At 35.2% G+C, this 23,076-nt stretch carries 24 protein-coding genes; 5 read left to right on the top strand and 19 right to left on the bottom strand.

The window, feature by feature from the left end:
• The first annotated feature begins 83 nt into the window (after nt 1-83).
• Nucleotides 84-482, top strand: coding sequence for a hypothetical protein (locus D9842_RS02785; RefSeq protein WP_121661178.1), 399 nt, complete (start codon nt 84-86; stop codon nt 480-482).
• Between the two features lie 529 nt (nt 483-1,011).
• Here D9842_RS02785 and D9842_RS02780 read toward each other — a convergent pair.
• Nucleotides 1,012-2,259: an ATP-binding protein gene (locus D9842_RS02780; RefSeq protein WP_121661177.1), complete on the bottom strand. Its 1,248-nt coding sequence runs from the start codon at nt 2,257-2,259 to the stop codon at nt 1,012-1,014.
• 236 nt (nt 2,260-2,495) lie between these two features.
• Here D9842_RS02780 and D9842_RS26475 point away from each other — a divergent pair, with 236 nt between their 5' ends.
• Together D9842_RS26475 and D9842_RS02770 are read left to right on the top strand one after the other, a co-directional pair.
• On the top strand, nt 2,496-3,485 hold the full coding sequence (locus tag D9842_RS26475) for a GGDEF domain-containing protein (RefSeq protein WP_121661176.1): 990 nt from the start codon (nt 2,496-2,498) through the stop codon (nt 3,483-3,485).
• Nucleotides 3,486-3,659: 174 nt separating this feature from the next.
• On the top strand, nt 3,660-4,103 hold the full coding sequence (locus tag D9842_RS02770; RefSeq protein WP_232273519.1) for a hypothetical protein: 444 nt from the start codon (nt 3,660-3,662) through the stop codon (nt 4,101-4,103).
• 35 nt (nt 4,104-4,138) lie between these two features.
• Here the strand turns inward: D9842_RS02770 and D9842_RS02765 are convergent, their stop codons facing one another.
• Nucleotides 4,139-4,615 (bottom strand): DinB family protein, encoded by a 477-nt coding sequence (locus D9842_RS02765; protein ID WP_121661175.1) that lies wholly within the window; start codon nt 4,613-4,615, stop codon nt 4,139-4,141.
• A gap of 132 nt (nt 4,616-4,747) precedes the next feature.
• On the opposite strand from D9842_RS02765, the gene D9842_RS26165 reads away from it, so the two are divergent.
• Nucleotides 4,748-4,876 (top strand): hypothetical protein, encoded by a 129-nt coding sequence (locus D9842_RS26165; RefSeq protein ID WP_257535971.1) that lies wholly within the window; start codon nt 4,748-4,750, stop codon nt 4,874-4,876.
• Nucleotides 4,877-5,000: 124 nt separating this feature from the next.
• On the opposite strand, the gene D9842_RS02760 is transcribed toward D9842_RS26165, so the two are convergent.
• On the bottom strand, nt 5,001-5,189 hold the full coding sequence (locus tag D9842_RS02760) for a hypothetical protein (protein ID WP_121661174.1): 189 nt from the start codon (nt 5,187-5,189) through the stop codon (nt 5,001-5,003).
• 82 nt (nt 5,190-5,271) lie between these two features.
• The gene (corA, locus tag D9842_RS02755; protein WP_121661173.1) at nt 5,272-6,249 is read right to left on the bottom strand and encodes a magnesium/cobalt transporter CorA; all 978 of its coding nucleotides are present in this window, start codon (nt 6,247-6,249) and stop codon (nt 5,272-5,274) included.
• 214 nt (nt 6,250-6,463) lie between these two features.
• On the opposite strand from corA, the gene D9842_RS02750 reads away from it, so the two are divergent.
• Nucleotides 6,464-7,612, top strand: a complete 1,149-nt coding sequence (locus D9842_RS02750; protein ID WP_121661172.1) for an aminotransferase A — start codon at nt 6,464-6,466, stop codon at nt 7,610-7,612.
• Between the two features lie 234 nt (nt 7,613-7,846).
• On the opposite strand, the gene D9842_RS02745 is transcribed toward D9842_RS02750, so the two are convergent.
• From D9842_RS02745 to D9842_RS25610, 15 genes are all read right to left on the bottom strand, one after another.
• Nucleotides 7,847-9,646, bottom strand: coding sequence for a PAS domain S-box protein (locus D9842_RS02745; protein WP_121661171.1), 1,800 nt, complete (start codon nt 9,644-9,646; stop codon nt 7,847-7,849).
• A 298-nt stretch (nt 9,647-9,944) separates the two neighbouring features.
• Nucleotides 9,945-10,928, bottom strand: coding sequence for a quinone oxidoreductase family protein (locus D9842_RS02740; protein ID WP_121661170.1), 984 nt, complete (start codon nt 10,926-10,928; stop codon nt 9,945-9,947).
• Nucleotides 10,929-10,940: 12 nt separating this feature from the next.
• Nucleotides 10,941-11,708 carry an enoyl-CoA hydratase/isomerase family protein gene (locus D9842_RS02735; protein ID WP_121661169.1) on the bottom strand — a complete coding sequence of 256 codons (768 nt, stop codon included), beginning with the start codon at nt 11,706-11,708 and terminating at the stop codon, nt 10,941-10,943.
• Between the two features lie 51 nt (nt 11,709-11,759).
• Nucleotides 11,760-12,524: an SDR family NAD(P)-dependent oxidoreductase gene (locus D9842_RS02730; protein ID WP_121661168.1), complete on the bottom strand. Its 765-nt coding sequence runs from the start codon at nt 12,522-12,524 to the stop codon at nt 11,760-11,762.
• A 10-nt stretch (nt 12,525-12,534) separates the two neighbouring features.
• Nucleotides 12,535-14,283: an acyl-CoA dehydrogenase family protein gene (locus tag D9842_RS02725; protein WP_121661167.1), complete on the bottom strand. Its 1,749-nt coding sequence runs from the start codon at nt 14,281-14,283 to the stop codon at nt 12,535-12,537.
• Nucleotides 14,280-15,011 (bottom strand): 2-phosphosulfolactate phosphatase, encoded by a 732-nt coding sequence (locus D9842_RS02720; RefSeq protein WP_251401441.1) that lies wholly within the window; start codon nt 15,009-15,011, stop codon nt 14,280-14,282. Before D9842_RS02720 ends, D9842_RS02725 begins: the two co-directional genes overlap by 4 nt.
• A 49-nt stretch (nt 15,012-15,060) precedes the next feature.
• Nucleotides 15,061-16,125: a phosphotransferase family protein gene (locus D9842_RS02715; protein ID WP_121661166.1), complete on the bottom strand. Its 1,065-nt coding sequence runs from the start codon at nt 16,123-16,125 to the stop codon at nt 15,061-15,063.
• A gap of 46 nt (nt 16,126-16,171) precedes the next feature.
• Complete coding sequence (locus D9842_RS02710; protein ID WP_121661165.1) at nt 16,172-16,576, bottom strand: acyl-CoA thioesterase; 405 nt, start codon at nt 16,574-16,576, stop codon at nt 16,172-16,174.
• 15 nt (nt 16,577-16,591) lie between these two features.
• Nucleotides 16,592-17,371: an enoyl-CoA hydratase gene (locus D9842_RS02705; protein WP_180320410.1), complete on the bottom strand. Its 780-nt coding sequence runs from the start codon at nt 17,369-17,371 to the stop codon at nt 16,592-16,594.
• Nucleotides 17,371-18,252, bottom strand: coding sequence for a 3-hydroxyacyl-CoA dehydrogenase family protein (locus tag D9842_RS02700; protein ID WP_180320409.1), 882 nt, complete (start codon nt 18,250-18,252; stop codon nt 17,371-17,373). The genes D9842_RS02705 and D9842_RS02700 overlap by 1 nt, the downstream gene beginning before the upstream one ends.
• 90 nt (nt 18,253-18,342) lie before the next feature.
• Entirely contained in the window at nt 18,343-18,906 is a 564-nt protein-coding gene (locus tag D9842_RS02695; protein ID WP_121661162.1) for a TetR/AcrR family transcriptional regulator, read from the bottom strand.
• 142 nt (nt 18,907-19,048) lie between these two features.
• On the bottom strand, nt 19,049-20,662 hold the full coding sequence (locus D9842_RS02690; RefSeq protein WP_121661161.1) for a long-chain-fatty-acid--CoA ligase: 1,614 nt from the start codon (nt 20,660-20,662) through the stop codon (nt 19,049-19,051).
• A gap of 46 nt (nt 20,663-20,708) precedes the next feature.
• A complete protein-coding gene (locus D9842_RS02685) occupies nt 20,709-21,482 on the bottom strand; it encodes an SDR family oxidoreductase (protein ID WP_121661160.1) in 774 nt (257 codons plus the stop codon).
• A gap of 20 nt (nt 21,483-21,502) precedes the next feature.
• Nucleotides 21,503-22,711: an acyl-CoA dehydrogenase gene (locus D9842_RS02680; RefSeq protein WP_121661159.1), complete on the bottom strand. Its 1,209-nt coding sequence runs from the start codon at nt 22,709-22,711 to the stop codon at nt 21,503-21,505.
• Nucleotides 22,712-22,864: 153 nt separating this feature from the next.
• Nucleotides 22,865-23,041, bottom strand: a complete 177-nt coding sequence (locus D9842_RS25610; protein ID WP_162987278.1) for a hypothetical protein — start codon at nt 23,039-23,041, stop codon at nt 22,865-22,867.
• Nucleotides 23,042-23,076: the final 35 nt, after the last annotated feature.

Here is a 23,076-nt window from a genome sequence, read left to right as displayed (position 1 = left end):
TTTGATCCGTACTCATTTCGAATAAATTGCACGCTGATTTAACAAAATAAGCATGAGTTATGATAAAAGTCGCGAGGTGGATTATGAAATATCTTGTTATATTTATGACTGTTCTACTTTGTACAGCTTGTAATACGAATAACCAAGATGAAGCAATGAATGGATCAGAAGTAGAGCAGGAACAAGGCTTACTTCAAACAGGAAACGATGAAATAAAGAGAAATGATGACCTACTAGTTGAATCAAGAGAAGAAGTAAATTTAGATGAAAACGATGATCCGCTACATCCTACTGAAGCTGAGAAATTAGTTAAGAAGAAGATAGGTTCGGAACATAATGAAAACACAATTGTTCAATATGATCACTTAGAAAATGGCCATTATATAATCCATGTATATTCACTTGATGGTGAAAAAGAAAATAGTGAAGCATGGTACATGGTAGACTTAACAACCCAAAAGGTCGAAAAATTACAACGATAATAAAAAGAAGCTGACATAGAGTTGTCAGCTTCAGATTGTAGACGAAAGGGGGTTTGGAAAGGTCATATTTCAAACCCCTTTTGTCTTTGAGTTGGCTTTTTTATTAGAAAAGACACCCCGTATAGACTGTTTTTATGCTTTTTATGCTTTAACTGGCCCCTCCCATGTCCATCCTTCTTTGTTGGTCGTGGAATACTTCAGGACCTCTCCAACCCCATGCGCTATATAAGTCCATTTTATATTATGTTTTATTACTGCTGCACATAAAATTTAAAGTTTCTGTTGATTGAAGTGGAAGGCGCGCAGACTCCTGCGGGAGCAGCTGGACAGGTGAGACCCCGCAGGAGCTACCGACGAGGAGGCTCACCGCCAGCCCCCCGGAAAGCGAAGCCTGGAACGGAAATCAACAGCCAGCTTTCCACCTCAAACCAAAATAAAAAGACTCTAGGCAAGCCCGATTTTTATCGAGTTTGTCTACAGTCTGAAGATGACAAAGAGTTGTTAGCTTTTTATTTATTAAAAGTAACAGCTAGACTAATTGAAAAGTAACTGTAACAGCAGTTCCTTTTCCTAATTCACTACTATATTCTATCGTTCCTCCAATTTGTCGAATTAGCCGATTTGTGATCATACTTCCTAAACCTGTACCTTTTGTTTTCGTTGTGTAAAAAGGTAAACCAATATGCTTTAACTCTTCTTTTGTCATCCCTTTTCCATTATCTTCAATGGTAATAACAGCCCTTCCTTCATTTCGATCTATATCAGTTCGAATAACGATCATTCCATATTCTTCAATGGACTCGATCGCATTTTTTATAATATTTAGTAAAGATTGTTTTATATGCTGTATATTCCCATTTACAAAACAACTTTCTTTACAAGGAGTAAACTCAATGGATACGTTTGAGAAGGTGCCTAAAGGACGTAATAATTCTATAGAATCACTTAGGATTGCATTTAGTTCTACCTTCGTTAATTCAAAAGACTCTGGTTTCGCTAACTTCAAATAATTAGTAATGATATTATTTGTGCGATCCAATTCCTCCAGTATAAGAGGAGCAAACCTTTTTAATTTTTGATCAACAGTATCTTGTTGAATTAACTGGATAAAACCTCTTACAGTTGTGATAGGATTTCGTATTTCATGAGCAATTGATGCTGCCATTTGACCTGTTGTTGTCAGCTTATCCATATAAACCATTTCATCAAATTGTTTATTGGACTTCATTAAGGTTTCAATGATAAAGATCGTAGCCATATATGTACCATAAAAGGCTAAAAAATAAATATAGTAAAACTTCGCATCTAAGAAATCGATATTAATATAAATCACGATTATATAAAATAAAAAATAAATTATTGAAATATATGAAGCACTTACAAAACGATTTGTTGCATTCAAATACTGTTTTCTAAACAATAAAGAAATAACAAAAGCACCTATAGAAACAATAATTCCAATATGTAAAAAAGATCCTCCGATAATAAATCGGGCAATTGATACAATCGTAACAATAATACTCCCAGGAATCCACCCAGCATATAAGGTTACAACCATAATAGCAATCATACGCAAATCAAAATTTGTTTCTCCTAACGTCTCTATAGGATAAGCCATACATAACAATGCACCAAATGCACCTAAAAAACCATATATTGATTTATATTTTAAGGTTAGTTTAACGTTTTTTTGAAATGGTAAGAACAAATTAGCATTAAATGTTAATGAAAATAAAATGGTAATATTCACAATAAGTGGTTTTATAAGTGATAACAAAATGATCCTCCAATGATGATATTCAATAATTCTTATAATAAGTATAGGATATCAATGTTTTAGGAAAAAAAGCAATATAGATATTTATACCTATTTACTTCATTTGAATAAGAGAAATCATTTATATTATTTTTCAAAATTGAAAAATTTACATTTATTTAACAAAAATTTGCTGTTTTTATAGTAAAATAGTAGGTAATACATCAGCCTGTTCATCAAATAGGAGTCGTGAATAAATGGTAACCATAGGAGATATTATCGAAAACGTACCAGTTGTTTCAATTAAAACCAAGAGTTCTGAGGTAAATCAGATTTTTGAAGATTTACCCGATCTTGAAGGAATCGTCGTTGCCAGTGAAAATCAACCAGTTGGACTTGTCATGAAAGCACAATTTTACCAGAAAATTTCTACCAAATACGGTTTTGATCTTTTTATGGGGAGATCAATTGACCTAGTCATGGACACAGCTCCACTTATGGTCGAACATACTGAATCGATTGCTGTCGTTAGTTCAAAAGCAATGGGACGAAGCCAAAAAAACCTGTATGATTATGTAGTTGTAACGAAAGATCAAATGCTAAAGGGGATAGTCAGCATTAAAAACCTGCTCATTAAACTAGCAGAAGTACAAGTAAATCAAGCAATGTATACTAACCCCTTATCAGGATTACCTGGAAATGTTCTTATTGAAGAAAAGATGAATGAATTTCTGAAAAATAAACAAAAAGAATTTTCATTTCTTTATGTTGACCTTGATCATTTCAAGGAATACAACGACACATATGGATTTAAAAAGGGTGATTTGTTAATAAAAGAAGTAGCCAACCTATTAAGCAAAAACATTCTATTAATTGATGATAGAGATGCCTTTGTTGGACACATTGGTGGAGATGATTTTGTAGCAATTCTTCCTCATTACCATTATGAAGAGATTTGCCAGCTTATTATCCAAGAATATGAAATTCGCATTAAACAATATTATGACCCTCATGACTGGAACAATAAGTATGTTTACACTAAAGACCGTAACGGTAAGTTCAACAAAATACCATTAGTAGCTCTCTCTATAGCTACTATTACAAATCAAAATCATATTTACCATTCAATTGATGAGATTAGTAAAATTGCTGCAGAAGTAAAGAAACTCTGTAAGTTACAAGAAGATAGCTGTTATGTTAGCTATGATTTAAATGCTAAAAGAGATTGTTGTACACCGCAACAATAATAAGTAAAGATAATGGAGAAGAAATTTCTTTTTCATTATCTTTTTTTATTCCACCGTGCTTTATCAGAAAAAATAACCTGCCTCACTTATCAATAAAAAAACAAATCCGGGACACTCACCTATCTAGTTTTATGGCATATTGTAATACGAAGGTTCATGAAAGGAGAGAAAAATATGTATCCATATCGTCAGTTTTCAATTCAAGTGCCCGGATTCCCGCCTTATGGGCCACCGGTTGGTAATGGTTTTGATCAATATCCTTTTGGTCCACAAAATGATTTTGATCAACAAGCTCCATTTGGACCACCTGGCTACGGTCAAGGTGGGTTTGGAGGTGGGTTTGATCAAGCAGGTCCTCCCCCTGGTCCACCACCAAGTGAAATTCCACCACTTCAATCACAAGGTCAAGCAAGTGTATTTGCTGTAGATCCAGGTGGAATTCGTGGTTGTTTATATCGATACACATTTATTCGTTTAAACAATGGACGTGGCTTCTGGTTTTATCCAACATTTGTAGGGCGCAACTCTATCGCGGGATATCGTTGGCGCAGACGTCAATATCGTTGGGTTTATTTTGGTATTGATTTAGATCGTATTCAATCATTTAGTTGTCGTTAACACTTAAAGGAACCGTTGTTACGGTTCCTTTTGTGCTACCTTTCTATGTCCGCTCTCTCTCTAAGAAAATAAATATAATCTGTAGATATTGTTTTATTTCCTAATTGTCTTAACATAGCTGAAATATTTCCTCTATGATAGGTACCATGGTTTACTACATGTTGAATAATCTCATAACATATATTTTCATATTCTATTCCCTCTGAGCTTTTATATGTAACTAATCGATCCAAAACATCATGGCCTAGTTGTTCATATTCATTTAATAACGCTACATAATTTGCAAATAGTTGTTCAATTGTATTATTTTCATTTACACTAATTGCTCTATTTTTTATTCTTGTTAGCCATAGTTCATCTACCTCTAACATGTGTAATAATGTATCAAATAATGAGGGGAACACACTTTTTATTTCTTGTTTATGTATCTCTTTGGGTAAGGTTCGGATATGCCCTACCACCTTTAGAGTTGCCCACTTGTGATAAGCAATACTTAAACTGTGATTATTCATTAATTAAACCTCCTCTTTTCAGAAACACCTTTCTTCTATCATACCTCCATTAAGGTAGAAATTGCTAAAATAAAATGATATGATTCGTTAAAAATAAAAGAGTATTGTTAGATTATTTTAGGAGGCACATACATGACAAAGAGAAATGTACGTACAAAATCAGGTCTTCAAACAGCAAAACCTTTAACAGACCCTGAGTTCTCAAAAGAACTTACTTCTACAAATAAAAAGGCAGAAAAAACACGCCCTCGTAATCAATAAGAACTAATTAAAAAGACCTATCATATTCCTTATGAAGAATTACTTAGGATGATAGTCATTATCACTCAAATAAAAATGAGGTTCCCTTTTAGACTTTTTCTCAAGTCATGAAGGAACCTCATTTTTATACTAAAGCTTCTTTTTCGAGCTTCTCAAGAAAGGAATTTCTACGTTTTGCCTGTGAAATGATTGCTTGGATTTCATTTTTATAAAAAGTCATATGTGCGACAGTAAGGGCAAAAAGCATTTCTGATTCTAATTTCGTAATGATTTTTTGTTCTTCTTCGGTTAATAATGAGTTCATATCATTCATCATTTACCACCTCTTCTAGTAAATAAGTACTAATTGTATCTTACTATATAGTTCGTAGAGTACAAAAGATATTTGTCCGTTGTTACAATTTTGTTCCTTTATGGAATCGAAACCATCCCATTTTATAGAAAAACCATACCATCCCAAGACCAATTAAGCCCATAAGTCCAAGAACAATAAAATAGCTATATTTCCCCGTCAATTCAGGCATATATTGAAAATTCATACCGTAAACTCCTGCAATAAACGTTAAAGGCAGAAAAATTGAAGACATAACGGTTAACGTCATCATCACTCGGTTCATGCGGTCAGAACTTATTGATAAATAGCTATCACGTATATCAGAAGATAATTCTCTGTTTGCATCAATCATTTCAACTAGCTTTAACAAGTGATCATAAATGTCTTGAAAATAAATATGCTTTTCCTTTAATGAATTCAACCGTGATGAGGAGATGATTCGATAGAGTAGGTCTCTCATCGGGACTATGGTTCTTCTTAATTTATTTAACTCTGACCTAATATCAAATACTTGTTCCATGAGTTCACTTATTGTTTGGTCACTAGTATTATCTTCTACCTGATTGATTGAATCTTCTAATTTGTAAACAGGAGGAAAATATTCATCAACAATCTTGTCCACGATTTGATACAAGATTTGCATTGGGCTTTTTTGAAGGCTCATTTCTTTTTTTACACGTTGCCATATGTTTGTTATATCCCTAACAGGGTTTTTATGAAAAGTAACGATAAAGCGATTCGAAACAAAAAGATCAATCTCATCCGCTTCTAATGTACGTTGATTAATGGAATGAATGACAACAAAAAAATAATGGTCATAAAAATCCATCTTAGGTCTTTGAACAAACTCTAAGCAGTCTTCAATAGCTAGTGGGTGGAAATGAAAAAAAGATGATAGCTTTTTCACTTCATCATCGGTTGGCTCCTGAAAGTCAACCCAATACCACTCTATGTTTCCTTTTTTTAGTTCACTTAGAGGTAGGTCATAGATAATCTCTTCCTCTGTTGTTATTGCTAAAGTTCTAATCAATTTCTTCACTACCCTCTTTTTACATTCTCTATTACTATTCCCGTTCTGTAGATTGACTAAACGAGTTAGAAAAGGATGACTTGTATAAGAAAAATGGTAAAATAACTGTTATGAAACTTTTTAGTTCATTTATTCTTGCATTCATTAATTTACTAACCTTCTACACAATTTAATATGATTAGTAATTTGATGCTTAAAAAAGATTTATAGGAGGTTTTTTAGTATGGAGCATTTGGTTAACTCAAAAGTTAAGGAAATTGAATTATCAGGCATTAGAAAGTTCTTTAACATGGTTGCTGACTATGAGAATGTTATCTCTTTAACAATTGGTCAACCCGACTTTACCACACCTAGCCATGTAAAAGATGCAGGTGTAACTGCTATTCAGCATGACTTTACAACGTATACGCACAATGCTGGTTTTTTTGAGCTTCGTGAAGCAGCATGCCAATTTGTTTCAAAAAAATACGGCCTTACCTACTCCCCTGACAATGAAGTGATTGTTACAGTTGGGGCTAGTCAAGCAATTGATTGTACTTTCCGGACTTTATTAGAAGAAGGTAGCGAAGTCATATTGCCAAGTCCTGTATATCCTGGATATGAACCACTAATTAAATTGGCTGGTGGTGTACCAGTATATGTTGATACAACTGAAAATGATTTTAAATTAACAGCTGAATTGCTCGCTTCTTACATAACAGAAAAAACAAGATGTATTGTTCTTCCATATCCATCAAACCCTACAGGTGCAACACTTAGTAGTGATGAACTTGAGAAAATTGCAAACCTATTAAGAGGGAAAAATATTTTTGTTTTATCGGATGAAATCTATAGTGAGTTAGTTTACAACGGGACACACAACTCAATTGCTTCTTATCTTAGAGAGCAGACAATTGTTATTAATGGCCTGTCAAAATCTCACAGCATGACAGGTTGGAGAATTGGTTTGTTATTTGCACCACATTCTGTAGCAAAACACTTATTAAAAGTTCACCAATATAATGTATCGTGTGCAACATCGATTTCTCAAAAAGCAGCATATGAAGCATTAACAGCTGGATTAAATGATGCAGAGGAAATGAAAACAGCCTATAAAGAGCGATTAGATTACGTTTATGGCCGCTTGGTTAAAATGGGATTTGATGTAATAAAACCTAATGGTGCTTTTTATCTTTTTCCAAGTATTAAGAAGTTTGAACAAACTTCCTTTGACTTTGCTCTCTCTCTTGTTGAAAAAGCCGGAGTTGCCCTTGTACCAGGTAGTGCTTTTTCTACATATGGTGAAGGATATGTAAGACTATCTTATGCCTATTCAATGGAACAATTAATTGAAGCTATGGATCGAATCGAGGAATATTTAAAAAGCCTGTAGCTCATTTATCAAGAAAAGCGCAAGCGCCTCGTTCAGCCTCGGGCAATAAGACGATTTAGAATAGAAGGCGCTCTTTGCCTTATATACTAAATTGGCTTATGACCTCGAGGGGCTAGGCATCTGACTTTTTTGCCAAAAAGTCAGACTGCTGGAGCTAGACACTAATACTACGTACAAAAATTTGTTACCTCTCCAAAAAGAACCAAAGGATATTATCTGTTGGTTCTTTTTTGCTTACTGTATATAAGGTAAAGTAATGGTAAAGGTACTTCCCTTTCCTTGTTTACTGTCGACCGACATACTACCATTGTGATTTTCAACAATTTTATAACTTATCATTAAACCTAATCCGTTACCTTTTTCTTTTGTTGTAAGAAACGGCTCACCTATTCTTTTTAAAACGCTTGGAGGAATTCCCTCACCATCATCTTTAACAATAATTTGAACATTATGATTTGATTTTTTTGTTAATACCGATACTTTTCCACCTTTAGGCATCGCATCAATAGCATTTTTAAATAAATTTATAAATAATTGCTTTAATTGATTTTCATCACAATTAATTGATAAAGATTGATTGTCATGATTTTGAATAATAGCAACATTTTTCATATTACCTTGTGTTTCAAGTAGCATTGCAACATCGTTTAATAAGGTAATTAAATTTGTTTTTTTAAATTTTGTTTCCTGTGGTTTAGCGAGAACAAGAAGTTCACTTAATATCATCTCAATTCGATTCAACTCAGAAAAGATAATATTCAAATATTGACGATGATGTTCTAAATCAGGATGCATAATTTGTAAAAAACCCTTAATTGCAGTTAGTGGATTTCGTATTTCATGGGCAATTCCTGCAGCTAATTGACCTGCTATAGATAGTTTTTCAGAACGCAACATAAGCTCCTCTGTTTTTTTCCTATACGAAATATCACGAAGGATAACTTGAACAGCTTGCTCACCAAAATATGTAGTTGGAATACAAACCATTTCTGTAAAAACCTTTTTTTCATTGGAAATTAACCAAGATTGGTTTGTTACTTGAACATCAGCAACCCCATCTTGTATGTTTTTAAGTGTATTTTTCATTGTTTGATGATCACTAGGATGCAGGTAATCATATATATTCCGCCCTAACAAGTCAGGGTAACACTCTGCATCAAAAAGCTTAATACCAGACTCGTTCATGAAAACAAATTGATCCTTATGAATAACTGCAATGGTATCAATTGAATTATCAATTAAACGCTGATACCGTTCCCTACTCTTTTGAAGAATCTTTTGGAAGTTCCTTCGGGATGAGATATCATTTAATATGACAATTTCTGCTTGTCCCCCATTAACATTTGTTAAAGATGCCATGATCTCTACATTTATTTCACGCCCATCAATCCTTCGCCATGTTTCCTCAATAATACCTACTCTTTCCCCTTTATGTAACCGCGACTCTCTATTTTTAATAACAGAATGAAAAGTTTCATCGATAAAATCAAACGTGTGCTTTCCTATTAGTTGATCAGTAGATCTAGCACCTAACAATTCCTGAAAAGCCTTGTTTACAAAGAGCAACTTACCTTTCCTTGAAATAAAGACCGGCGTAGGTAAATCCTGTAATATAGCCCATTCATCATGTTCATTTATTACCTCATTCGATTGATCTTCAACGGTAGACGCATTATTAATCGAATGAGGTGTTAATGCTTTCATCTTGAGGATAATATCATGTCCTTCTTTTTGGATGTTACTTCTGATAAAATCAACATTTGTTTCTAGCCATATATATCTTCCATTTCGCATCAAAAATCGAATGGAACATGGATATAAATGATGTTCGTTATAAAAATAGCTCTCTATTAAGAATAAATCTTCATTATGAATAAAGTCTTTTATATATCTTCCAATTAGATCAGTACTTGCGTAGCCTATTAATTCAAAAGAATTAGAAGAAATGTATTGAAATCTCCCATTTGAGGATACAACGGCATAAAGTTCCAGTGTTTGTATAGCTTCCTCTTGATTTGTTATTTCACTATTCATTGCTTCCCTTCCCCTTTTTCATGACCTCTATACTAGTACATTAGTTTTATATAACGAACAATTACCTATTGAATAAACATTTATAAATGTTTATTCCTTTAAAATAAGTGTACATAGTAATAAAAGTTTGTCAATATATGAAAAATAATCTCGACAAAATTAATATATGATATAGGGTGTGAATTATGACTAATTACGTTAAAAAAGCCGGAATTTCCGACTTTTTTGTAGATCGTTTTTAAATTTATTGTTAATGCCTGTAGCTGAAAATTTGAATATTCCAAAAATCTCCTTTAGATTATGGAACTAATACCAACTTCCCTTGAGTTTTCCTGCTTTGAAGTAGACGATGTACATCTGCTGCTTTTTCTAAGGGGAAAACTCCACCTATTTTAAGTATGAGTGTTCCATCGTTAACATATGTTAAAAGTTCTTTTAAGCTACTACTATACAATTCTTGTTTCTTCATGATTCCTGGTAAAAAGAAGCCAATGACCGATTTATTTTCTGCCATTAAGGAAGAAGGATATAGTCTAGCTTGTTCTCCACTGGCAACTCCATAAATCACTAATCGACCAAAAGGTGCTAAACAATCCAATGTTTTTCGAAAAACATCTCCACCGGCCATCTCTAAAGCAACATCCGCCCCAATTCCATTTGTTTCTTTTAATACCTCTTTTTCCCATCCTTCTTTTGTATAATTTATTAGAACATCAGCTCCAAGATCTTTTGCTAAGGCTAGTTTTTCATCCGTACTTGCCGTAGCAATAACCTTCCCTGCTCCAAACAATTTAGCAAGTTGAACAGCTAATGTTCCAACTCCACCTGCTGCTGCATGAATTAAAACCGTTTCTCCTTTCTCAAGTCTTCCCATTGTTTTTAATATATGAAAAGCACTCAACCCTTGTAACGGTATGGCTACAGCTGTACTAAACTCTACATTGTCTGGAACTGGAATAAGTGCTCTACCATCGGCAACTGTGTATTCAGCATATCCCGTAGCTTTTCGCGAGCTTAGTAATGTCACAACTCGGCTACCAACCGAAACCCCTTTAACATCCTTGCCCACCTCGATTACTGTACCTGCTACTTCTGAGCCTGGTACATAGGGTAGAGGTGTATCTACTACATACTGTCCCTCTCTTCTTGCTGTGTCTGCATAATTTACACCTATTGCTTCAATTTTTATAACAACTTCAAAATCTCTTGGTTTTGGATCATCTAAATCTATATATTTCAATACCTCAGGGCCGCCATATTGTTCAAATTGAATAGCCTTCATCTTAACATCCTCCTATTTCCCTTTGAATTGTGGTTTCCGTTTTTCTTTAAACGCTTTAACACCTTCTTTATGATCTTCCGTTTGGATCATATATGTTTGAGTAATTCTTTCTATTTCTAACACATTTTCTAATGAACCTGGAGAATTAATAATTTTCTTCATGAGTCCGTATGCTCTTACTGCCCCATGTGAAAGTTCATTAGCAATTGTAGCTACTCGGTTTGATAATTCATCTAACGGGATAAGCTCGTTCACAATTCCGTATTCGTAAGCTTTCTGAGCTGTTATTGGTTTTGCTGAAAAGAAGAGCTCTTTTGCCCGATAAGGCCCAATTATCTTTGGAAGAAAGTGTAATCCACCACCATCTGAAATTAATCCTACTTGTGAAAAACTCATCACAAATTTACTATCATCTGTTGCATAAATCATGTCACAAGCTAACGCCAAATTAAAAGCAGCTCCTGCTGCAAAACCGTGTACAGCTGCAATAATTGGCTTTTCAAGTTCTGTCATTGCTTTAATGCATTCATTTAATTGACCAATATGTTCATAAACCTGTGTACCAGTTGTTGTTCCCATTGTTTTTACATCTCCACCGGCAGAAAACGAACGTCCTGATCCCTTTAAAACAATCACTCGTACTTCCTCATCAAGTTGAGCCTCTTGAAATGTTTTTGTTAATTTTCTAATCATTTCTGCACTAAATGCATTCAGATTTTCTGGTCTATTAAGACAAAGGGTTAACACTGCCCCTTCTTTTTCTATCAATAAATCACTCATTTGATCGACTCCTCTTCATAAGTTAGTAACTATTTTTTAATTGGTTTACCTTTATTTAATAAGCCAACCTCCATCGACTAACACATCTGATCCTGTCATATAAGAAGCCTCATCAGATGCAACAAAAGCAATTACATTTGCTATTTCATCAGGTCGCCCAACGCGTTCAAGTGCAGTGCTACGTTTGATCGCTTTTACAAATGCCTCATTTTCCAGCCCCTTCTCTGTTAGCGGTGTTTCAACAAATCCAGGTGAAACAGAATTCACACGAATTTTATTAGGAGCAAGCTCTAATGCTAAAGCTCTTGAAAAATTAATAACACCAGCTTTTGCCGAGCTATAGTGTGGAATTTGTGCACCAGCCTTATACCCTGATAATGACGCAACATTTACGATTGAACGGTAATCATTTGAGCTCTGTTCTTTCATTAGCTTCCCGAGATGTTTCGAAACTAGAAAAATACTTTTCAAATTAACTGCTTGAACTGTGTCCCATTGCTCTTCAGTAGTTTCCAGAATTGTAGATTTTGATGAGCCTCCAGCATTGTTTACAACAATATCAAGTGATGAAAATTCATTTTCTAAAAAAATAGCAAGCTTCTTTATATGATTCTCGGAAGTCACATCGGCCACGTATGGAATGGCTTTGTGATCAGATAAGGATTCATTAATAATTCTAGCAACTCGTTCAAGCTTTTCTTTTGTTCTTCCCACTAAAACAACTGTTGCTCCTTCCTTAGCTAAGCGTATCGCTGTTGCTTCTCCAATTCCACTCCCAGCTCCGGTAATAACAGCAAGTTTATTTAAAAACCTCATCATCAGCACCTCATTTCGTAACAAATCGTTCAGCTTCAAATTGAGCACCTGCAATTTCACGCTTTTCTTCTACCGTTGACGTAACTTCAACTGATTGAAGGTGACTCGTTATTAATTGAATTAGTGAACTTCTTTTTTTACCGTTTAACACACCATTCACAAGTTGTCTTGACATGACTTCAACGGATAACAATGACTGTTCCAAGACAGTTCTTGCTAGTAACCTTTTTAATCTATCGTCCCACTTTATTGACCTAGCAAGAGTCGATTCAGCTGCATAAAGCTCAATTGCTATATTTGATAATTTCATTAGTGTTTCTTGTTCATCAAATACTTTTTCGCCGAATTGCTCAAAAACAGCTCCAATACACGCTAAAAAAACGTTTCTCATTCCGCTTATTGCTGCCTTTTCCTGTGAAAATTCTCTATTATCTAGACTTGGTTTCACTGACAAATTTTGAACTGCTTTATGAACCAACTCTTCTAAAGGAATTTCTCCTTTAAAAGCTTTTCTAAATAAATGAGTTGGTAATAACAAACGATTAATCTCATTTGTCCCTTCAAAAATACGATTTATACGAGAGTCACGATACACTTGCTCAATCCTATATTCCTTTATAAAGCCTGCCCCACCGTGCAACTGAAGGGCCTCATCACTAACTTGGTCAAGTGTTTCCGAACCATAAACTTTACAGATAGCACACTCTGTGGCGTATTCCATTAATTTCTTACCGATCCTTGAGATGTTTTCATCTTCTGTTATGTTACCTAAAACTTCTTCGAGCAACCCTGCAGTTCGATATTGAATAGATTCACTAGCGAATATACGCGCAGACATCAGGGCAATTTTTTCCTTCGTAGCAGGGAAATCTGCAATAGATTGACCAAATTGAATCCTCTGTTTTGTATAAGAAAGTGCAAGTTCTAATGCATACTTTGCACCCCCTACACACGCAGACCCTAAGTTAAACCGCCCTAAATTTAGAACATTTAGAGCAATAACATGACCTTTCCCGATTTCTCCTAATAGATTTTCTTTAGGAACTAGACAATCCTCTAAAATAACAGCTCTTGTAGAGGAGCCTTTAATACCCATTTTTTGTTCCTCAGGTCCTAAAGAAATTCCCGGAAAATTCTTTTCAACAATAAATGCCGAAAATTTATCACCATCTACTTTCGCATATACAATGAATGTATCTGAAAATATAGCATTTGTAATATAAAGTTTTGTACCGTTTAAAAGATAATGAGTTCCTTGGGCATTTAGTTTTGCAGTTGTTTGTGATGCCAGAGCATCAGAACCGGCATTCGGTTCTGTTAAGCAGTATGCTCCAAGATATTCTCCTGAAGCCAATTTAGGTAAGTAACGTTCTTTTTGTTGCTTTGTACCAAAATAAGTGATCGGTAGAGTAGCGATGCATGTATGATTTGAATGGGCAACACCATATCCACCAGATCTTCCGACCACTTCTCCAACAATACCTTTACTAACCTTATCAAGACCAAGTCCACCATACTGCTCCGGTACACTGTGTGCAAGGAGTCCAAGCTCACCGGCTTTTTTTAACAACTCTACTACTTTATCAAAATCTTGATTTTCAATTCTCTCTCTAACAGGTATTACATCTTTCTCGACAAACTGTCTTGCCGTTTTTTCAATCATTTTATGTTCATCTGTTACATCTTCAGGAGTAAATAGGTTTGAAGGTAAATCATAGTCATATAAAAAGCTACCACCTTTATTAGCTAGTAAAGTCATACACACTCTCCCCCTGCTATAATTTTTTCTCCGTCAAAAAATGGAACAATTTCAAAGCAATCTTTTTGACTTACAAATTTCACCTCATTAATGAATCCATATTTCACAAGCATTTCACCTACCCTTGATGAAAGAAGAATCGTTTCAGCAACAGATTTATTGCTTTCATAAAAAAGTCGAGCTGCCTTAGCCGAATCTGTTAGCTGTAAATGCATCTTTTCTTGTAAATGATAGATAAGATGCCCAGCTCCATAAAAATCTTCTAAACAAAACTGATCTGAAGATCCAGAGCACACAATAATAATGGAATCATCTTTATGAAAATGTGTAATGGTATTTGCAACTGCTTTTCCATTTAAAAGAGAACAAATATAAATTTTATTTGCTTTTTTTGATTGATTAATTGCTACTGTTCCATTTGTTGTTGATAAAATCATATACTTGCCTTGAATGCTATCTTTTAAAATGGTTGGCATTGGATCATAAAAACCCTCAATTGTTTTCCCCTCATATTCTCCAGCAAGTATGTGATTCTCTGCTTTGATAAGATTTGAGGCTACATGTGCTTCTTCTGCATTAGGAACAGGAATAACCGCTTTTGCCCCATCCACAAGTGCACAGGTGATTGTTGAGGTTGCCAGTAATATATCGAAAACAACTGCAATTTTCCCTTTCATTTTCTCCTCAACAATTTCTTCTTTTTTCATAATCACATGTACCTTTGTCACCCTTTACACCCCTTTCCTGAAGGAGATCTCATAACGCCCATATCTGGATTCATTTTGCCTTTTCACGACTTACAGATAAAGCATGCTCAATGAGTGTTTTCACATATAGGTGAAAGTCTTTAAAGCGTTTATCATTTGTTTGCCCATTATGATAACGGTAATAAATCTGCTGGCAAATGACCGCTAGCTTAAAGTAAGCAAATGTCATATAGTAATGGATTTGCGACAAATCACGACCACTTTTTGAAGCATATCGTTCGATAAATTGATTTCTAGTATAAAATCCTTCTTTAACTGTTATTGGGGGCTTACCAAGTCCATATTTCAATAGGTCCGGATCATCGTTCTGACACCAATAGCTTAACGCTGCACCAACATCTGCCAATGGATCACCAACAGTTGTCATTTCCCAATCAAACAATCCAGTTATTTCACTAAAATCATTAGAGAATAATGCATTGTTAAATTTAAAGTCATAATGTATAACCGTAGGTTCTTGTGAAGATGGGATATTTTTTACAAGCCATTTTGTTAATTCATCAATTTCTTTAATATCATCTGTTTTTGCACGATGATATCGCTTTATCCAACCATATACCTGACGTTCTAAAAAACCATCAGGGTTACTTAGTTCTTCTAAAACTGTTCCCTTATACTTAACTTGGTGAAGCTGAACAAGAGTATCAATCATCATTTCACTTAACTTTTCCCCAAGCTCTTTAGAAGGCGGAGTATCGGAAGGGAAATCGGTATTTAACAATACTCCATGCCTTCTTTCCATAATAAAGAATGGACTTCCGACCACCTCTTCGTCTTCTGAAAATAGATATGGTTTAGGTGCAGGCGAAAACAAAGGGTGAAGGGTACTCAAGATTTTATATTCTCGTTTCATATCATGAGCTTTAGGTGCAACAGGACCAAGTGGTGGTCTTCTTAACACTCCTTCCCAATTTCCTAATTTAAGCTCATACGTTAAATTTGAAGCACCTGTTCCAAATTGATTGATGATCAGGGAATCTTTATCAGAAAGCTGTGGAAAATGATGCAGTAAAAATTCTTTAACTGTTTTATCATTAAGCTCCTCCCCACTTCTGACTGGAATTATATCACTCATGATTTTCACTCCTTTTAATAGGATACAAACTAGGGTAGTTACTAATCTAAATAAGGGTATGATGACTTTGTAATGCTTCTTTTAACTCATTCGGAATTGGCATACTTTTTTGCAGTTCAAAATTAAAATAAACAATGATTGCCTCGCCTCTAGCAACCAATTCACCTGTTATATCATCAATAATGGAATGAGCTAAATGAAAGCTTTTATTGCCAATTTTACTAACTTCTGTTTCAATCTTTAGCTTTTGATTAAAAAAAGCTTGCCCGATGAAATCACATTTTGTAGAAGCAAGAATAAATTCCCAGCCATCCATTTTCATCGAATATCCTATACTTTCAAAAAATAAAACCCGTGCTTCTTCCAAATAAATAAAAAAACTGGTGTTGTTTACATGTCCTAGGGCATCTGTTTCACAAAAACGAACTTTTACTACTGTTTCATGCTTCATCTTTTCTTCAGCTCCTTATCTATGAATAAACACCGGTTTGCGTTTTTCAATAAAAGCTCCTACCCCTTCTTTTATGTCATCTGTTTGAAATACCTCTTCAAACAGTTCCGCTTCACGATTTATTCCTTTAGAAAGTTCAGTACTAAGGCCTTCATCTACTGCTTTTTTTATCCTAGACAATGCCTGAAGAGAATGCTGGCTAATTTGTCTTGCCATCTCAAGAGCCTTATTCAACCCCTCCCCTTTAGGAACAACCTCATTTACAAGACCAATTCTTTCAGCCTTCTTAGCATCAATTGGAGTACCTGTAAACATCATCTCCTTTGCTCTTGCTTCTCCGACGGCACGAGGTAACCTTTGAGTACCACCTCCACCTGGGAACAAACCTAATTTGATTTCAGGCAATCCAATAGAAACATGTTCTTCTGCTATCCTTATGTCACACGTTAAAGCAAGCTCACAGCCGCCTCCAAGTGTTAGACCATTCAATACTGCAATTGTTGGCTTTGAGCAATTGTCGATCCTATCAAGAATTTGATGGGTTAACATAAAATTTTCTTTTATACCCTTTTTACCAATTAAAGAAGGAAATTCTTTAATATCAGCTCCAGCCATAAAAGTCCGCTCTCCTGCCCCAGTTAAAATAATTGCTATGACATCTTGATCATTCTCTATCTCTATAAATAAAGATTTTAGCTCTTGAAGAACTTGATGGTTCATGACATTTAATGGTGGATTATCAATTGTAAGAACTGCAATAGAATGGTCTTTTTCTACTTTTATGATTGACGTCATCAGCCTCTCACCTCTTCCTTCTTATACTCATACCATCCCTTTCCGGTTTTTCTTCCTAAATGACCTTGCTTTACTTTTTCCTCAATACATTCAGCAGGCCTATCCGCCGGATCACCAGTTTCTGCGAATCTTTGTTGCATAACAAAATAGCCAACATCGATTCCTGATAAATCCATTAATTCAAATGGTCCAATTGGATGGCTTAAAGCCTTTTTACAAATTCGATCAATATCTTTATAATCTGCATATCCATTTTCATAAAGATAAACAGCTTCACGCTGTAATGCTCCTAAAATTCGATTAGCAATAAATCCTGAGATCTCCTTTTGTAAAAGAACTGCAGTTCGATTCATTTTTTCACATACAAGCATCGTCATTTGAGCTGTAAGCTCTGATGTTTTTTCACTTTTCACAACCTCTACACAATCCATCACAAGAGGTGGAAAAAAGAAATGCATATTCACAACCTTATCAGGACGATTCGTTACTTCGGCTAGGAGAGAGTTAACAATTGTTGAACTGTTTGAAGCTAAGATCGCTTCAGGCTTTGCAAATTCATCAAGCTTACGGAATAATTCCTGCTTTGCATCTAATTTTTCAACGATTGCTTCTATAATAAAATCTGCATCTTGCACCGAATGAAGTAAATTGGTGGAAAATGTTAATCTTTGAAAAGACTCCATCTTGGTTTCACTACTGATTTTCCCTTTCGTTACCCATTTATCCATTATTGTATGTAGAGTTGATTCTGCCTTTTGAAGGGCATTTTCATTTACATCTTGAATGATTGTTTCAAATCCAGCTAATGCACTTAACATGGCAATTTGATGACCCATTTGCCCTGCTCCAACAACACAAATTGATTGAACTTGATTTTTCATGATAAATCCTCCTTTTACTTACTAACCAGTCGGTATGTTTTGTTCAAAAATTTTTCTGATGATGCAAGTTAATCTTGCATCATCAGGCAATTACACAGCCAATCCTTCTAATAACACTTTAATAAACACCTCTGAAACGTCCTTGTCTGATGCCCTTCCTTGAGGATCAAACCAAAAATAGCTCCAGTTAGTCATTCCTAATATACTGAGTGTTACAATATCTGTCGGTAAATCAGAGCGAATTTCGTTTTGTTCAATACCTTCATCTAATAATTTTTGGATATTGATTCTAAATTGATCTCGTTTCGGGACTATTAATGTAAGATGATCTTCATTAAGGTTACGCATTTCACGAAAGAACACCTTTGCACTTAATCCTTCTTTTTCAATATCATGAATGAGCATATAAACGATGTTATACAACTTATCCTTACAATTCATGGATTCGTTTTTTATAATGCTTTCCTGTTTTTCTAACAAATCATCAATATACTGCAGATGTATATCCATTAACAGCTGTTCCTTAGAAGTGAAATAATAATAAAATGTTCCTTTAGTGACATTGAGAGCATCTACAATATCTTGGATGGATGTTTCTTTAAAGCCTTTTGTTGCAAATAGTTGAATACTTTGCTCTCTTATTTTCTCTTTCATTTTCATATCCTCTCAATCTATTCTACTTTTTTCAGATTATACCATAGGCTAAGATGTCTTTGTTTAGAGCTATTAACAGTTTTAACTATGGTTAATTTCAAGTATTTATCCTTTTAGTTATCAGTAAAATAGATTGAATTCTTTATTGTTTTAATACTTCTTCCCTCAAAGCACGTCTTAAAATCTTTCCGACATTTGTTTTAGGCAATTCCTTCCGAAATTCAATAAACCTTGGAACTTTATAGGTAGCCAAATGTTTACGGCTGTATTCTATCATTTCCTCTTCTGTTGCTGTTTTCCCTGATTTTAAGACAATAAATGCTTTTACCGTTTCCCCTCGATACTCATCAGGTATACCAATGACAACTGCTTCTTGAACACTAGGATGTTCATATAGAATTTCTTCAATATCTCTCGGATAGATGTTGTAACCGCTTGCAATAATGAGATCTTTTTTACGATCCACAATTGAAACATAGCCTTCCTCATCCATTCTTGCAATATCACCAGTAAACAACCAGCCATCTCTAAGTGTAACAGCTGTTTCCTCAGGCATATTCCAGTAGCCTTTCATCACCTGTGGCCCACTTATAATTAGTTCTCCCAGCTCTCCAATTGGTGCTTCCTGTTTTCCTGTTGCTACATCCACTATTTTATAAGCAGTGTTAGGCAACCCTAACCCAACAGTACCAGCCTTCCTTTCTGCAAATGGCGGGTTACAATGAGTAGTGGGTGAAGCCTCAGAAAGTCCATAACCCTCCAAAATCTTGGCCCCTGTTTTTCTTTCAAATTCATTCAACAATTCAACAGGCATTGGAGCACTTCCACTGTTGCACGTTTTAATTGAATCAATTCCATATTCCTCAGCTTTAGGATGGTTAGTAATTGCTACATACATCGTTGGCACGCCTGGAAACACTGTAGGCTGTTCCTTCTTAATTGTTTGTAGCACCTCCTCTAAATCAAATCTCGGGAGCATGATTAAACAGTTTCCACACAAGATGGTAAGGTTCATGCAGCTAGACATTCCGAAAACATGGAATAACGGAATGACTGTCAAACATTTTTCTTGTCCCATAATAATTTCTTCTTTAAAAAATTCATAAGATTGTACAGCATTTGCAACGACATTTCGGTGAGTTAGCATAGCTCCTTTTGAACGTCCAGTCGTTCCTCCCGTATATTGTAATACCGCGATATCATGTTCCGGCTCAATATTAACTGGTAAAACCTGACCGTTCTGCTTAGCTAGAAAACTCTCAAATGTGTCATCCTCTTCCTGATCTTTCCCAGAAGGTTGAAGACTAACAGTTATGATATTTTTCAACTGTGTTTTTGACTGTATAGACTTTACTCTAGGGTAAATACTGTCAAAAACAACAATTGTTTCAGCACCAGCATCATTTAAAATATACTCTAGCTCTCTTTCAACAAGCATAGGATTTAGCTGAGTAACAATCCCACCAGCACCTAAGGCACCGTAATAGGAGACAACATACTGTGGACAGTTAGGTAGCATAATCGCAACTCTATCACCTTTTTGTACACCTGACTGTTGGAGGGCTGATGTAAACGCAAAAACCATTTTTGCCACTTCATGATACGTAAATCTCTTACCATAGAAAGAAATTGCCTCATGATTCCCGTATTTTTTAATAGTATTTTGTAGCATTTCAGGTAGAGAAATATGAGGAATATCAACATTATTAGACATTGAATTAGGATATTTAGCCAACCACTTTTGATTGCTTTCCATTTACATACCTCCTAAAGAAAAATGATAGAAAACGATAAAGCTAGTTTTATAACACATGTGTGCCACCATCGACAACAAGTACATCACCTGTTATAAAATCTGATGCTCTTGAGGCTAAAAATACAGCAACCCCTTTTAAATCTTGATCTGATCCAAATCGCTTCAGAGGTGTTCCTGAAAGAAAATGGTCTTTACCATGCTCAATGATAACCTTTGACATTTTTGTTGGAAAAAATCCTGGAGCAATAGCATTTACATTAATATTGTACTGTCCCCATTTAGCGGCTAAATCTTTTGTAAGAGTAATAACAGCTCCTTTACTTGTGTTATACCCGATGGTGTCCATTAAATTGGGATCTGTTCCCCCTAGGCCTGCAACAGATGAAATATTTATGATTTTTCCACTTTTTTGTTTAATCATCTCTTTACCAACCGCTTGGCTCATTAAAAATGTTCCGGTCACATTTACATCAATTACCTTCTGCCATGCCTCAAGTGGCATTTCTACGGCAGGGGCTCCCCATGTTGCTCCACTATTATTAACAAGAATATCTATTTGTCCGAATCGTTTCATTGTTTCATTAACAACATAGGTAATATCCTCTTTTTTAGTAATATCACACTTAAGACCAAGTGCTTGAACACCATTTTTGGCTAAACGATTTGCGACTTCAACACATGCCTCTTCTTTTCTTGAGCACAAAACAATATTAGCTCCAGCTTCTGCAACTCCTTCTGCAATTTGTTCTCCGAGTCCTCTTCCACCACCTGTAATAACAGCTGTTTTACCTGATAAATCAAATAAATCCTTAATATGCATAGTCATTCCCTCCTTACTGTCTACTGATATTTTTTTAATTCCAGCCTACCTATTTGGGCGCGATGAACTTCATCTGGACCATCTGCTATTCTTAGTGTTCTTGCATTTGCCCATTGAGCTGCTAATGGAAAATCTTCACTCACACCAGCTCCTCCAAACGCTTGAATGGCACGATCTAACACCTTTAGTGCCATAGAAGGGGCCACAACCTTAATCATGGCAATTTCTGCTTTAGCTTGTTTATTCCCAACTGTATCCATCATATATGCTGCTTTGAGGGTTAGTAACCTTGCTTGTTCAATTTCAATTCTAGAGTCAGCAATCCACTCTCTAATAACTCCTTGTTGGGAAAGGCTTCTTCCAAATGCTTCTCTACTTTGTACACGCTTACATAAAAGTTCAAGCGCTCTTTCTGCTGCTCCAATTAGACGCATACAGTGATGTATTCTCCCTGGACCTAATCTTCCCTGTGCAATAGCAAAGCCTTTTCCTTCTCCTAGAATCATATTTGCTGCTGGAACACGAACTGACTGAAAAGAAATTTCTGCATGACCATGTGGTGCATGATCGTATCCAAAAACAGGTAGAACACGTTCAATTTTTACACCTGGAGTATCTAGTGGTACTAAGATCATAGATTGCTGTTCATGCTTTGGAGCTTCAGGATCATTTTTCCCCATAACAATGGCTATTTTACATCTTGGATCTCCCGCACCTGAGGACCACCACTTACGGCCATTGATCACATACTCATCTCCGTCTTTTTCAATCGTTGCACAAATATTTGTCGCATCAGCTGAAGCCACTTCTGGCTCAGTCATTGAAAAGCAAGAACGAATCTTTCCATCTAATAATGGCATAAGCCACTGTTGCTTTTGCTCTTCTGTTCCATACCGAACTAGCACTTCCATATTGCCAGTGTCAGGTGCATTACAGTTGAAAACCTCCGGAGCAATAAGTGACCTTCCCATAATTTCACATAACGGAGCATATTCAATATTCGACAGACCTGCCCCATGCTCACTATCTGGTAGAAATAAATTCCACAAACCTTGTGCCTTTGCTTTGTCCTTGAGCTCTTCCATAATAGGAGGTATTGTTGTCCATCGTGATTGTTGTTCACCTAACTGTTGTTCATACAATTGTTCATTAGGATAAACATATTCTTCCATAAAAGTATGTAGTTTCTCTTGAAGTGATATTACCTTCTCTGAATAAGAAAAATTCAATCGTTCTCACTCCTTCTCCCACACCAACTAACCGGTCGGTATGTTTCTATATCTATCATATAATGAAACTAATAAAATATTCAACATTTAATCTATAAAAATTCACTTTGCTAAGATTGTTTAAACAAAAAAACTTGGCTGAGCACCAAGTTTTTATCCTTTATATTCACCATTGTTTTTAGAAGCTTTTTCTTTCTTCGCTTTGTCTTTGTGAATTTTATTTGTGTCTGTACTTCCTACTTCATGACTGAATTCAGAATCGATAACACTTGAATCAAAACCTTTTTTATTTTTTTGCTGTGGGTCATTTTTCTTTGTTCTTTTTGCCAAGTTGATCACTCCCTTTCGTTTTCATTGTTATTTTG

Origin of the sequence: Metabacillus litoralis, from assembly GCF_003667825.1 — a bacterium.
Lineage (GTDB): Bacteria > Bacillota > Bacilli > Bacillales > Bacillaceae > Metabacillus > Metabacillus litoralis_B.
This window is presented reverse-complemented; position numbering and strand designations above follow the sequence as displayed.